Annotated in this window: 9 protein-coding genes and 1 pseudogene; 5 read left to right on the top strand and 5 right to left on the bottom strand. The window is 48.6% G+C overall.

Annotated elements, in window-relative coordinates:
• Positions 1–130: 130 nt before the first annotated feature.
• Positions 131–1,249 carry an AI-2E family transporter gene (locus AC2215_RS21950; RefSeq protein ID WP_486812148.1) on the bottom strand — a complete coding sequence of 373 codons (1,119 nt, stop codon included), beginning with the start codon at positions 1,247–1,249 and terminating at the stop codon, positions 131–133.
• Between the two features lie 46 nt (positions 1,250–1,295).
• Here AC2215_RS21950 and AC2215_RS21945 point away from each other — a divergent pair, with 46 nt between their 5' ends.
• The gene (locus AC2215_RS21945) at positions 1,296–2,099 is read left to right on the top strand and encodes an SAM hydrolase/SAM-dependent halogenase family protein (protein ID WP_486812147.1); all 804 of its coding nucleotides are present in this window, start codon (positions 1,296–1,298) and stop codon (positions 2,097–2,099) included.
• A 252-nt stretch (positions 2,100–2,351) separates the two neighbouring features.
• Here AC2215_RS21945 and AC2215_RS21940 read toward each other — a convergent pair whose 3' ends face one another.
• The 4 genes from AC2215_RS21940 to AC2215_RS21925 form a co-directional block, all read right to left on the bottom strand.
• Complete coding sequence (locus AC2215_RS21940; RefSeq protein ID WP_486812146.1) at positions 2,352–3,398, bottom strand: ribonucleotide-diphosphate reductase subunit beta; 1,047 nt, start codon at positions 3,396–3,398, stop codon at positions 2,352–2,354.
• Positions 3,399–3,744: 346 nt separating this feature from the next.
• Positions 3,745–7,062, bottom strand: a complete 3,318-nt coding sequence (locus AC2215_RS21935; protein WP_486812145.1) for a ribonucleotide reductase N-terminal alpha domain-containing protein — start codon at positions 7,060–7,062, stop codon at positions 3,745–3,747.
• Positions 7,063–7,272: 210 nt separating this feature from the next.
• The gene (locus tag AC2215_RS21930; RefSeq protein WP_486812144.1) at positions 7,273–7,863 is read right to left on the bottom strand and encodes an HD domain-containing protein; all 591 of its coding nucleotides are present in this window, start codon (positions 7,861–7,863) and stop codon (positions 7,273–7,275) included.
• Between the two features lie 489 nt (positions 7,864–8,352).
• Positions 8,353–8,514 carry a plasmid partition protein ParG gene (locus AC2215_RS21925; RefSeq protein ID WP_486812143.1) on the bottom strand — a complete coding sequence of 54 codons (162 nt, stop codon included), beginning with the start codon at positions 8,512–8,514 and terminating at the stop codon, positions 8,353–8,355.
• A gap of 118 nt (positions 8,515–8,632) precedes the next feature.
• Between AC2215_RS21925 and AC2215_RS21920 the strand changes: the two genes are divergently transcribed.
• The 4 genes and pseudogenes from AC2215_RS21920 (at position 8,633) to AC2215_RS21905 (ending at position 12,877) form a co-directional block, all read left to right on the top strand.
• Positions 8,633–9,679 (top strand): RNA polymerase sigma factor, RpoD/SigA family, encoded by a 1,047-nt coding sequence (locus AC2215_RS21920; RefSeq protein WP_486812142.1) that lies wholly within the window; start codon positions 8,633–8,635, stop codon positions 9,677–9,679.
• A gap of 178 nt (positions 9,680–9,857) precedes the next feature.
• On the top strand, positions 9,858–10,379 hold the full coding sequence (locus tag AC2215_RS21915; protein WP_486812141.1) for a GNAT family N-acetyltransferase: 522 nt from the start codon (positions 9,858–9,860) through the stop codon (positions 10,377–10,379).
• 152 nt (positions 10,380–10,531) lie between these two features.
• A pseudogene (locus AC2215_RS21910) lies at positions 10,532–10,828 on the top strand (adenylate/guanylate cyclase domain-containing protein); the annotation flags it as partial.
• A 636-nt stretch (positions 10,829–11,464) separates the two neighbouring features.
• Entirely contained in the window at positions 11,465–12,877 is a 1,413-nt protein-coding gene (locus tag AC2215_RS21905; protein ID WP_486812140.1) for an adenylate/guanylate cyclase domain-containing protein, read from the top strand.
• Positions 12,878–13,253 lie beyond the last annotated feature (376 nt).

Below are 13,253 nucleotides of genomic sequence, written 5' to 3'. Positions count from 1 at the left end.
AACAGTCTTATCCAAAACTGACGTTTTTTACACATCAACCATTAATTGACAGACCCGTAGGTTTTTTACCCAAGTCGCTCAAATCAAGGTTTTGCGGGCTGATTACCCAAGAGATCTATTAATTGTCCATTTACTCTTTCCCAGCTCCTGAAGCTCCCGTCTCCCCAACTTCCGGTTCCAGGATAAATTCGGGGAATACATCGAGTGCGAGATTGTCCTCGCGGCCCCAGATATCCAAAATATCTTTAAAGAGCACCTCTTCGATCCAGGTTTTTGCGACGACCGTTAGGGGAAGTGCCAGCAACAAGCCAACAATCCCAAAGGCGGTTGTAAAGAAAATTTGAGCGACCAGGGTCACCGCTGGTAGAAGGGAAACCTGTTTTGCCATCACCGTGGGAGTCAGCCAATAGCTCTCGATATTTTGGATGATGACATACCAAATCAAAACGGCCAAAATCTTCCACGGCGAATCGAGCAGAGCAATCATAATCGGAAAGACGACGCTCAAGGCCGGACCGATATTCGGAATGAAGTTGAGTACCCCAGCAAGTAAGGCATGGGTGAGCACGAATTGAACGTTAAGAATTGCCAGTCCGATGCCGCTGAGGGTACCGATAAAGAGGGAATTGAGGACGATACCCGCCAACCAATTACCCAAAGCCACCTCGCATTTGTTGAGGATCTCATCGGCACGCCGCCGGTAGAAGGAGGGAAATAGATGAATGAGCGCCTGTCGATAGCCTTGGGGATCGGCGAGCATCATCAGCGTCAGAACGAACACCAGCAGCAGTTGGAGGGCGATGGTGAGGGAGTTTTGGAAAAAAGCCACAAACCTGACGATCAGTTCGGTTCCCACCGGTTGTAGTTGGGCGATTAACTCGCCAATATCCGGGGGGTCCGGTAGCGGACGGGGTAACGTATCTCGCAGGAGATTTTCAAAGACTTCGAGTTCTTCTCGCATTCGCAAGAAGACATCGGGAATTAACTCGATTAATTTTTGAAACTGTTCGATAAAGGGGGGAACGATAAGAAAGAAGAACAGAATCCCAAGCAATAGGCTCAAACTGAGGGTGGCTGCGACGGCAAGCGATCGCTTCAATCCCCGTCTTTGCAAGAGGCGAACTAATCGATTCAATGCGGTGGCTAAAACGACGGCCGCAAAAATTAGCAGCAGCAATTGGCGAATCTGCCACAAAATATAGAGAGCAACGATTAAGATAATTAAGCCAAGCCATTGACCGAATTTCACTTCGCGTTCCCTCTAGCGCACTGAACTTTTTATCACGATATCACCCATGGCCGAACGTCGATTAATAACTCTTCTAACAGATTTTGGATCGAGCGATATCTATGTGGGGGTCATTAAAGGGACGATCGCTTGTATCGATCGAAGCTTAACTGCAATCGATCTCACCCACGAGATTCCGCCGCAAAATCTGCGAGCGGCTCGGTTTTGCTTGATGAGTGCATGGGCTTATTTTCCCGTCGGTACGGTACACGTGGCAGTGGTCGATCCGGGTGTGGGTAGCTCCCGACGAGCGGTGGCGATCGAGTTTGCCGGAGGGTTTCTCGTCGGACCCGATAATGGTCTGTTCGGCGGCGTGTTGAGTCAGAGTGAGGCGATCGCTGCGGTGGAACTGACCCAGCCTCGATACTGGCGTACCCCCACCCCCAGCACCACGTTTCACGGTCGCGATATTTTTGCGCCCGTTGGCGCGCATCTGGCAACTGGGGTGAGTTTGCAGGCCCTGGGAACCCCCATCGATCCCCAAAGTTTAGTACAACTTTCTTTACCGAAGTTGACTAAAAAGGATAACCATGCATTTGGGGGAATACAATACTGCGATCGCTTTGGCAATTTAGTGACGAATATTCCCGGCGAGTGGGCGATCGCAAAAGCATTCTCCGTGACGATGGGCGATCGAAAAATTCGAGGCGTTCGTACCTACAGCCAGGGACAACCGGGAGAACTCCTCGCTTTAGTGGGAAGTCACGGTTGGGTGGAAATCGCAGTGAATCGCGGCAGCGCCCGAGAGATTGTATCGTTTAGTGAAGAGGTCGAGGTAACTGTGGCGATCGAATTTGGGGAAAGTCATTAGGCATTGGTGAGGCGGTTTTGCTTGTGTGCCGCAATTCAAGGGGAACGGGGAATGGGGAACGGGGAATAGTGCGCGGGTGTAGAGTGTGGGATATAAGGGTCGGCTCCGTCATCGGAAACCGTCCAGATCTCAATAGTCGATCGAGTAATAACCCTAAATCTGGAGCTTGACAAACGAGCGATTTCCTTAATATTTCACCGACGCCTCATCTCCTACACCCCACACCCCACACCCCACACCCCTTGACAAGTGTTAAATTTCGTCCCAGCCTCCCACGCCAGAAGACATCACGTAACTGGTGACGCTGGCTTCAAAGAAATTCGCTTTCGTATGTGCCTGGGCTTTGGTATCGGAGAAGCGTTCGAGATGAGTGTAGGGACTCTTTTGATATTTTTTATCGGCATAGAGGGGTTCTAAACCGATCGATCTCAACCGCATATTCGCTAGATATTTGGTGTAATGCTCGGTGCTGGCTTCGGTAATTCCGAGAATGTTATCCCCAACGATATGATTCGTCCACCGACATTCGTGTTGCACCGCACCGTCAAACATTTCATAAATTTGCTCGACGGAGTGGGGAAAGACTTCCATGGCTTCGGGAATTAGCTTTTGGAAGAGGCGAACGTGACTGAGTTCGTCGCGGTTAATCATTTTGAAAATATCCGCACTTCCGGGCATCAACATTCGCGAGGCGAGGTTGTAGAAGAAAATGAACCCGTTGTAGAAGTACATTCCTTCTAAAAGAAAGTCTGCGAGCAGGGAAACAAAGTAGTTTTCGGGGGTGGGATTATCGACGTATTTTTGATAGATACCCGCGATAAACTGACAGCGATCGTGCAGGACTTTATCGGTGCGCCAAAACTCGTAAACAATTCGTCGGCGCTCGGGTGGAATCACCGTCTCGATAATGTATTGATAGCTTTGGTTGTGCATTCCCTCCTGAGAAATTTGCTCGGCCATACACAGGGCAACTTCCGGTGCGGTAATGCTACTTTTAATGTGAGGAATATTGCAGGTTTGTACGGAATCTAAAAAGGTTAGATACGATAAAATTCCGTCGTAGGCATTCCGTTCTTCTGGGGTTAAATTCCAGTAGTCAGTAACATCTTGGGTTAAATCGAGTTTTTGGGGAATCCAAAAGTTTTCCCGCATCTGTTGGTAGAGTCCGATCGCCCAAGAATAGCGAACGTCGTTGAGTTGCATTAAATTGGTGGTTTCACCAAACCAAATCGATCGCGTTTCGATGCGATCGTCCCCACCTGGATTAAAGATGGGATTGACGGGCATTTTAACAGTCATAGAAAAATGGTCTTAGTCTTCGAGGGTGATGGATAACAATTGGGAACAAAAGATGACGAAATATTTGAGTTGGTGAAGTATCGATGGATTTATAGCTGTCCGCGAGCTGTGTATTGAAAAATTTTGAATTCAACTCTTGTGAAAATAAACGTTTCCCGTTTTTGGGTTTAATGATACCAGCGCGAAGCACTATAAGTTCGGAAGGTAAATTCCGAATATCGTTTTTTCTCAACTCTTTATTAGTCTACTCAAAATCTAACCAAGATGCATAACAATATATTTTGAAATCCATCTTGGTTTTCGAAATTACGGCTTTAGAATGCAGCTTGTGCATTTTGACGTATCTTTAATTTGCGCAAGCAACGCAGCCTTCACTTGACTCTTTAAAGTCATCTTTCTGGACGGTGCGGATGTAATAAATTGCCTTACAACCTTCTTGCCATGCCAACACCAATGTTTCGTAGATATCCTTGGCTTTAATCGCGCGCTCGGGGTCTTCGGGAAAATACACTCCTTGATTGAGATTAAACAATAATTCCATGGAAATGCCCGTATCGATCCACTGTTGCATTTTGGCAACGGCTTTAATCACAATTTTTTGGTCGATGGTTTTATTTTCGGGGTAGAACCAGAAGCTATCGCGAATAAATGGCGGGGCGATGGGAACCGTTCCTTTTGCCCATTTGTCGTAGAAAAAGCGACTGTACACGGGCAAAATACTAGCAGTACATCCTTGAACTAAAGAAGAGGATGTATTAGGTGCGATCGCCGTAATATGAGAGTTTCTAATCCCGTATTGTTTGACATCATCGCTTAAAGTTTGCCAGCGCTCTTTTTCCTGGGTATTTTCTAAAAACCACTCGACGGGTTTCGCCCCAATTAAATGCCCTTTACTCCATTCACTTCCCGCAAATGCCGGATACGCACCGCGCTCTTTCGCTAAATTTACAGACGCACGAGTGCAATGATAGCCGATTTCTTCAAACAGATTATCGATCGCCTCTAAATCACTGTAGGAAATGCGATGTTTCGCCAACCAATCTGCTAATCCCATCGCCCCCACGCCAATCGTCCGATAGCGATCGTTATGGGCGGCGCTAGCTTCAAAGGGCGGTGCGGTTAAGTCGATGGTGTTATCCAAAATTCGCACCGCCGTTTCGCAAACTTGCGGCAATTCTGAAACATCTAAATTCGCTAAATTGAGAGAGTCTAAATTACAGGTATGGGCGAATTTATGAGGGGTGACATTAGACCAAGATTCCTGACATTGCCCGGTTAAAATACCGTTAAACATCCCCAAGTTGCGCAGGGGTTCGGTGAAGCAATAGGTATCGTCCTTACGACAAGTGAGTTCGATTTCTCGAACCTTAATAAATTGACTCGCTTCCCGTTGAGGCTGGCGGATTTTCCATTGCAGGCGGTGGGTGCGCAGTCCCAGTTGTCCCAGTTGGAATAAACCGTTGGATGAAATTGTCAGTCGATAGGCATCTTTACAAAGGTAGTCTTTCTTTCCACCTTTGCCATCGGGCATTGATTGGTAACCCCTCTCCAACACTTGAGCCACTTTAGATTCGACTCCGAGGGTTTGCAGCATCAACCGCACGTCAAGTAGAAAGGTTTTACCCGTGGAAACGATCGCCAACGCTTCGTTGCTGCCGTTGCGATACACGCATCCATCAGCATCGAGCAATCCCGCCAGCCATTCCAGGCGAGACTTCACGGTATAGCCGTTGAGAGGAACGGTGAATTTCGCCGGAATATCCAGAGGCAATTTACAAACCACGCGATCTTGTTTTTCATCGTGGTAGACGGCAAGCTGTTCGAGTTCCTTCGATCCCCATTGGCTTCCCCACCGTTTGTTGCGGACGGCCATTCGATCGAGTAACGCTTTTTTCTCCCCATACAAATCCAGTTCCGGGAGTCCTTCGGCGGAATGACTGCCATCGCCGCAGAAGAAACCGGCAGTGTAGGAATAGGGGAAATCGACATCCTCGGGAGACTGCACCAACGGCAAGCGATATTTAATCAGCTTGTCTCCCGGTTGTAGGTCTTTGGCTTCTACCCGGCGCGGTTGTGACTTATAAGTATCCTGTACCCAAAAATGATGGTAGTAAGTACATTCAAGGTCTTCACCGTTACTCAACACGACTTTCAGCAGGGGTTGATTTTCGCCGGTTTTCCGGACTTGAACCTTCGACCACTCCGACCCGTTCCAGACGTTGACCCATTCTCCTTCGAGTTCGGCGATTGGGAATTGACCGGCATCGGTGAGAATGCGGGTTTCGGGTGCCACGCATAAATTCCCACCAGGAATATAGCCTTCGTGTTGGTTGGGATTGGCGCGGTTGGAGGTATCTTTAAACCACAGATAGGGCATCCCCGTTTCCACCTGCGATCGCATAATTTCTTTAAACAGTTCGCGGGCGCTAACTCGCTTGTAGAGGGTAATCTCTTGCCCTAAACTGCGCTCGATTTTTTGGTAGAGTTCCTCGAACTTTTTCCCCCAGAGTTCTGAAAGTTCTACACCAAATTTAACCCGCACTTCATAGGGATCGACGAAAGTCCACTCTTCTTGTGCCACCACTCGCCGCATGAACTCATCGCTAATCACCAGTTGGGGGAAAATATCGTAAGCCTTGCGCCGCCTGTCGCCGTTTTCTGTTTGGCATTCCAAAAACTCCGGTACGTCCAGATGCCAAATATCCAAACTGACGGTAACGGCCCCGGCGCGACGACCTCCCTGGTTGACGGCAATGGCCGTATCGTTGAGGAGTTTAATCCAGGGAATCACGCCCCCGGAGGCATTATCTTTCCCCATCACCCAGCTTCCCGTGGCGCGAATCCGGCTCACGTTCACCCCAACTCCGCCGCCATTTTTAGAAATCCGGGCGGTATCGGTAATGGTTTCAAAAATACTCTCTAAATTGTCGTCCATGGCGCAGATAAAACAGGACGACAGGGAACCCTTGGGAATTCTCAAATTGGCGAGAATCGGCGTGGCCAGCGAGATTTTGCGGCGGGCGATCGCTTCGTAAAATCGACGCGCCCAAATGAGGCGGTTCTCGGGAGTTTCAACGGAGGCCAGCAGCAGGGCACAAGTGAGTAAGGCTTCCTGCGGAAGTTCGTTGGCAAGCAGATAGCGTTTGGTGAGGAGTACTGCCCCGGCGTAGTCGTAGTCGATATCCCAGTTGGGGTCGATCCACGAAGCTGCTTCTTCGAGTTCGGCGACGGTGTAGGTGAGGAGGCGATCGTTATACTGACCCGATCGCACTTTGGCGATCGCTTCTCGGGCGTAATCTTGATATAAATTCGTTCCCGCAATACTTGCCCCCCGACATCCGCGCATCACTTGGGTATCTTTCCACAGATTCCAAATATGCAACCGTCCGGCCACGTAGCGCCAGTCGGGTTCCGTGGGGCTGCACATCTCCAGGGCGCAGTTAATCAAGTTTTCCTGAATTTCGCGGGTCGTCACCCCATTGCGCAAGCGGGTGGTCAGTCCGGCTTCGAGGGTGATGGGATTAGCCTCTAAACCCGCACAGGCCCATTCAACCACCGCGCGAATACGAGAGATATCTAGGGAGGTGGGGGAACCATCCCGGCGAATCACCTGTATTTTTGTCTGATTGGTAGCACTAGCAGCGATCGATAGGGTCGGTGACATATTCGGTGCTTCTGTGGATGAATAGATTCTGACTCTGACCAGTTTACGACAAGGTTAAGCTCTATGGGTAGTGTTTAACGCTACAAAAAAAGTCTTAATAATCCTATATGTAGTGTATTTCCCCATGAAAAAGATTCGGTCGCACAGATGGCGCCGAGTGGGCGGGAAAATTTAGAAAATTTACCGATTTCAAACGGGATGCCGATCGAATTAACCGTTGGGGGAAGGCGCTCGTTCCTCGGTCAATCCTTCAACTTGAGACACCACGCGATCGAGTTCGTCTACCAGGGGGTTAGATTCGACAGCGCGCAGAGTTTCGACAACGCTTCGGTAATACCAGAGACTTCCGTCTTTGCGTCCGGTAAAGCGATCCCACAGCGACTCGCCCAGGACTCGATAGTCTTTTAATATCGAGCGGGCATTGTACAGTTTATCAGCCGCGACGACCAAGCGCACGGATTTGGACGCGGTGGGAATTCGGGCGATGTACGCTTCTTTTCGCGGTCGCCACGGGGGTTTGGGATCGGTGTAAGCATCGGTACAGCCTTCCACGATTTTTGTGACTCGATCGCCAAATCTGCGGCGAATTTCCTCTCGCGTCCCGATGCCCCCCTGGTCTTCGATGGCATCGTGAAGCAAAGCAGCGATCGCCTCGTCTTCATCGGCCCCATACTCTAAAACCGTACTGGCAACCCCTAACAAATGCGCCACGTAAGGCACTCCCGATCCCTTGCGAATTTGCTGGGCGTGGAGTTGAGTTGCATAGGTGAGCGCTTCTGTAAACCTTTCCGAAAGCGGCATTGGGTTGGGAGATTTCGCAAGAACTCTTTCCAGTATAGAGGTTTGCAGGCTTTGGGGGCTTCGTTCGCTCTCGGGGGTTTCGGGGAATGGGATTTTTCGGGATCCTTCATCTCCCCGTCTTCTAAATCTCCCAACCCTCGAGTTTCCCTCGACCTTTCCGCAATCCACACTTCTAAAACTTAATATGGCCTGGAGGAAGATCGCATTTTTGAAGATTCGAACCCAGTTGAATATTGGTGGGTTCGATCGCCCTCACCAGCGACAGTGGGGATATTTGTTCCACTCACTCGGGGTCTTTGCGTGCTTGTTTCTTTTTGTGCGCTTCTCTGATGTCTGACTGAACTTGGGGTTGGCAGCCGTTTTGTCAAGAGATCTGACCGACTTCTCGATTGCGATGGGTGGCAAGCAACAGTGACGGTCTCCTCAGGATGAACTCCCTCAAATCTCGAGGGAATGGCGATGCACCCAGAGTGGGCGTTCGGTCTGAAATTACCGACTCGCGATCGCGGGGAGTTTGAGCTTGCGCACCGACTCTCGCAGAACATCGGTAGCCGTGCGCCCGGTTAATTGACAATAGGTTTGCAGTTTCGCGTGTTCTATCTCGGACAAGTTGATATTAATCCGCTTGAGCGCTAGCTTTGGCTTTGACATTGTATGAATAAAAGGTGTATACTATACCCATAATAACAAAAGTATTTATAGTACGTTTCAAAAAAAATAAAACCTTAGCTCGAACAGTCTTTAAGACGTTACTTGGGAGGACGATATCTTGGTCAGCTTAAAAAACACCTCAATCGATGGCGCTTTACCCGAAGTCTCGGAAGCTTCGATCGCCCCCGCTCAACCCACCGGTTATACCAAAACCATTTGGGATGATTCCGTGGGAGCCTTCTTTAAAGAAATGGCTCGCTATCCCCTGCTCAAGCCAGAAGAAGAAACGAAATTAGCCGCTTGGATTCGAGAGATGGTGGTGCTTAAGTCTCGCCAAGCCGAACTCGAAGCCGAACTCGATCGCCCCCCCTCGATTGCCGAACTGGCGGCGGCGACGAATCTGAGCGAAAGCCAGGTCAAAAAGCGTTTCGAGCGCGGTTGTATTGCCCAGCGCAAAATGATTCGATCGAACTTGCGACTGGTGGTTTCGATCGCCAAACGTTACCTCAACCGAGGCGTACCCTTCCTCGATCTGATTCAAGAAGGGGTTCTCGGACTGAGTCGGGCGACGGAAAAATTCGATCCCGATAAAGGCTATAAATTCTCCACCTACGCCTACTGGTGGATTCGCCAGGGCATTACCCGCACCATTGCCAACGACAGCCGGACCGTTCGCCTACCGATTCACGTTGTTGAAAAACTCAATCGGCTCAAGCGCACCTATCGGGAACTGGCGCAAACCTTAAATCGCCAACCGACGGAAGAAGAACTGGCCTCGGCCTTGGAAACCTCCGTGGTGCAACTGCGCCAACTCAAGCAAATGAACGTGCGATCGCTCTCCTTGAATTACCGAGTGGGTAGCGAAGACGATACGGAAATGCTCGACTTGCTCGAAGACAGCCACAACCCCTCTCCCGATGCCCAAATGGGAGAAGCGATGATGCGCCAGGGAATTAAAGATGTTCTCGACGAAGTGCTCACGGAACGAGAACGAGAAATTCTGGTTCTGCGCTACGGTTTAAATGACGGTCAAACCCAAACCCTGCAAGAAGTGAGTAACCTGTTCGACCTCTCGCGGGAGCGCGTGCGCCAGATTCAATCGCGAGCGATGCGGAAGCTGCGTCGCCCCCAAGTGGCAGAACGGTTGAAAGGATGGTTGCACTAGATTCGGTGGAGGTGATGGCTTAGTGAGAATCGATCGAGTTCTCTGGCCGTTCGCCCTCACTTGCCAACCTATTGAGAACGCCGAAAAACGCCTCTAATCCATCTGTTGAAACATACGGCTGTTGACTCCTGGGTCGGCAGCCGTATATTTAGGTATATCGCAGTCGTCATTCGACGTTATGTTTCAAATCGCCCTATCTTCCCAACTGACAATTCGATCGGCTCAGCCGAATGATGCACCAACGATTTTCGAGTTCATTTGCGCTCTGGCAGAGTACGAAAATCTCTGTGCTGAAGTGACTGGCGATGTCGGCAGTTTGACCGAGCACTTGTTTGGAGAACGACCCTACGCCGAAGCCCTCATTGCCGAATGGGAAGGCAAAAGCGTCGGATTCGCGCTATTTTTCTACCGCTACTCCACCTTTCTCACCCAACCGGGACTATATCTGGAGGACTTATTCGTCTTGCCGGACTATCGAAGTCGAGGCATCGGCAAAGCTTTAATCGGTCAAGTGGCTCAGATTGCCGTCGATCGAGATTGCGCGCGCCTTGAATGGGCGGTACTCGATTGGAACGAATCGGCAATCGGCTTTTACCAAGGCTTAGGGGCGACGGTACTTCCAGATTGGCGAGTGTGTCGCTTGGTGGGAGATTCCCTTACGGATTTCGTGCGTCGATCGACCGAACGTACGTTTATGTAACAGAACTGAACGGATACCTTGCTTTATTATCAGTCCTTCTGGTAAGAATATCGGAAGATTTCAGCTGATTTATCTCTGACTCGCAATTGTTGCAAAGCGATCGTTGCGAAGTTTAATCTGAACATTAATAGATATAGCTGTTTCTAAGGGATTTCGATCGCCTCGACGAAAAACACGATCTCGAAAACATTAAGATCGTTGGAGATGCAGATATGGTAGCTGGCGGCATTCCCCAGGAACGCCCGGATAGCGCTCGTGCGGTAGCGGAAATGGAATTGGATATGCAACACGCTCTGGTCAGTTTCCATCGCCTAGATCGCACCAACCTTCGAATTCGGATTGGTATGAATACGGGAGCCGTGGTTGCTCGAGTCATCGGCACGAAAAAGTTTATTGGCGATTTATGGGGAGATTCGGTGAATACGGCAAGTCAGATAGAATCCCATGGGATTGCGAATCTAGCCGTCGCCATCGCAATTAGGACCGTTGTGAAGGTGGGCTTCGGGGGACAACGGGCGCACGGGGGGAAAGACTTCGGGCGAATTACACAATTGACTGGTGTTGTCTTCACTCGAATGGCAACTGCTATAAAATTCAGATCGCGGAAGCTAGCGATCGGGAGTTAAAGCACGGGAGTTAAAGCATCAGTATATTTTTGAAGAATGCGGTTGCATCAAAGTTGAAGGGAACGGAGAAATAATGACCTAAATTTTAGTCGATCGTCAAGTTTGTAACATCATAATTTCTGAATCCTGAAAAGGAAGAATATCGCTTTTTGAGAAAATTGAGACTACAATCGAGTTATCGAACGTTTCGTCAACTTTGGGCTTTAAAAACTCGAACAGACTGTTGTGCTAGAGAGCCAAGATAGCCTTGACAAACTCATCACCTTGGAATCGATCGAATGTCTAACCTTCAAGATAGTCGCGCGCGTCAGTATCGTTGACCTTATTGGCAAGTCAAACATGTCTGTTTGCGAGTATTTTGTTCGTACAACGTTAATATAACAAAAAGCGATCCGATCTCATATCGTTCGAGAATTTATACATCAGGGAGATAAGCTACACATCAAAAAGGAAAATTAAATGTCAGTTAAAATTTCTACCCTGTTGACTCTGTTTAAATCTCGGTTATCGCGCAAAATTGTTGGTTTAGTTTGGGTCAGTATTCTTGCTATCGAAGCGATTATTTTAGTTCCTTCTTACTCTCGAAAAAAAAACGAATTACTTTTACAATTTGAAGAAGTTTCAGCGGCTTCAATTTCCACAACAATTCGCTTAGTTCAGCAGGGAATGTACGATGAAAGTCGTCTCGTTGAATCGATTGAATCTCTGTTAGCCAAGCCCTTTATTTTAGGGGTTTCAGTTTTTCGCAGCGATGGTGAAGAACTCGGTGCGTTTGGCGAACCTCCCGAATTGGAATTTACCGATTTGAACGATCTCGATCGATTTATCACTCGACGCACTTGGCATAGAAATCGATATGATGTGGCATGGTCTGCCCGAAGTTTAGGGGTTGAATATATTTTTATCGTTCGTCACGATGTTTCTTCCATTCAACCTGAGCTTTATAGATTTGCCCTGCGCATTGCGGGGTTAGTTGTTATTATCTCAGTATTTGTAACTTTTTGCACGATTCTGATTTTGGGCGTCACCGTTATTGTGCCGATTTTAAAGCTCCGGGATGATTTAACCATTGCTGCCGAAGTCCTCAGTCAAGGTCAAGAAAAACCCGCGACGTTTCACTCCCTATCCATACGCCGCCAAGACGAACTCGGAGAAGTGATGCAAGCATTTTGTCATATGTTCGAGCGAGTCCATCGCGAAATCCAACATCGCCAAGAAACAGAATTGTGCTTGCGCAACGAACGAGAAAAATCCGATCGATTGTTACTCAATATTTTGCCAGAGCCGATCGCCGAACGTTTAAAGCAAGGACAAAATAATATTGCCGATGGCTTTTCGGAAGTCACGATTTTATTTGCCGACATCGTCGGCTTTACTCAGCTTTCTTCGCGCACGCAACCGAAAGATTTGGTGAATTTGCTCAATGAAATTTTTTCAGCCTTCGATCGACTCTCCCAAAAGTACGATCTCGAAAAAATTAAAACCATCGGAGATAGTTATATGGTTGCCGGAGGACTCCCCATTCCCCGTCGCGATAGTGCCGAAGCGATCGCCGAAATGGCACTCGATATGCAAGCACATATTGATGGATTTCGCATCCCCTCCGGAGAATCCCTGAGTATTCGCATCGGCATCAATACCGGTTCGGCGATTGCTGGGGTGATTGGCACCAAAAAATTTATCTACGATTTATGGGGAGATGCGGTCAATACAGCGAGCCGGATGGAATCCCACGGTATTCCCGGCTATATCCAAGTCACCGAAGCCACCTATCAACGCTTAAAACATCAATACCGATTTGAGCCGAGAGGGGAAATCAATATCAAAGGAAAAGGACTGATGACGACCTATTTTCTCAAGGGCAGAAAATAGAAGCCGTTTGCGAAGCTCGTCTTTGATAGCAGTTCGCGCCCTTTTGATTAAACATTGTCAGTTCTGGGGAATGGGAAATGGGAAAAATCTATTTCTTCAATCTTGTAAATCAACCAGCGCGAAGCGCTATAACTTTATTAACGTGAGGTCAGCTTAACCCAAACTCACGTCTTATTACTTCCGACGGTTTGAGAGAAAGGGAGTGTCGCAGCAAATGAATCGTCCGCTCAGGTGGCAAGTTAGGAAAGGATTTGGACCAGCAGTGAAACCTCATGCAGCTTCAGCAGATAGTCCGTTGGAGAGAATTGACCTGAGTAAAAATTGAGATAGAAATTGGATTCACAGAGTGCATTGATAGCAACTGCCAGTGCGGTGA

Source organism: Zarconia sp., from assembly GCF_057467645.1.
The sequence above is the reverse complement of the archived record's forward strand: the minus strand, read 5'-3'. Positions and strand labels throughout refer to the sequence as shown.

What these genes read in the sequence shown, in the direction of transcription:
- AC2215_RS21915 (WP_486812141.1), top strand. Translation starts at nt 9,858, where the DNA reads ATGTTTCAAATCGCCCTATCTTCCCAACTGACAATTCGATCGGCTCAG.
- AC2215_RS21930 (WP_486812144.1), bottom strand. Translation starts at nt 7,863, where the DNA reads ATGCCGCTTTCGGAAAGGTTTACAGAAGCGCTCACCTATGCAACTCAA.
- AC2215_RS21935 (WP_486812145.1), bottom strand. Translation starts at nt 7,062, where the DNA reads ATGTCACCGACCCTATCGATCGCTGCTAGTGCTACCAATCAGACAAAA.
- AC2215_RS21940 (WP_486812146.1), bottom strand. Translation starts at nt 3,398, where the DNA reads ATGACTGTTAAAATGCCCGTCAATCCCATCTTTAATCCAGGTGGGGAC.
- AC2215_RS21905 (WP_486812140.1), top strand. Translation starts at nt 11,465, where the DNA reads ATGTCAGTTAAAATTTCTACCCTGTTGACTCTGTTTAAATCTCGGTTA.
- AC2215_RS21945 (WP_486812147.1), top strand. Translation starts at nt 1,296, where the DNA reads ATGGCCGAACGTCGATTAATAACTCTTCTAACAGATTTTGGATCGAGC.
- AC2215_RS21925 (WP_486812143.1), bottom strand. Translation starts at nt 8,514, where the DNA reads ATGTCAAAGCCAAAGCTAGCGCTCAAGCGGATTAATATCAACTTGTCC.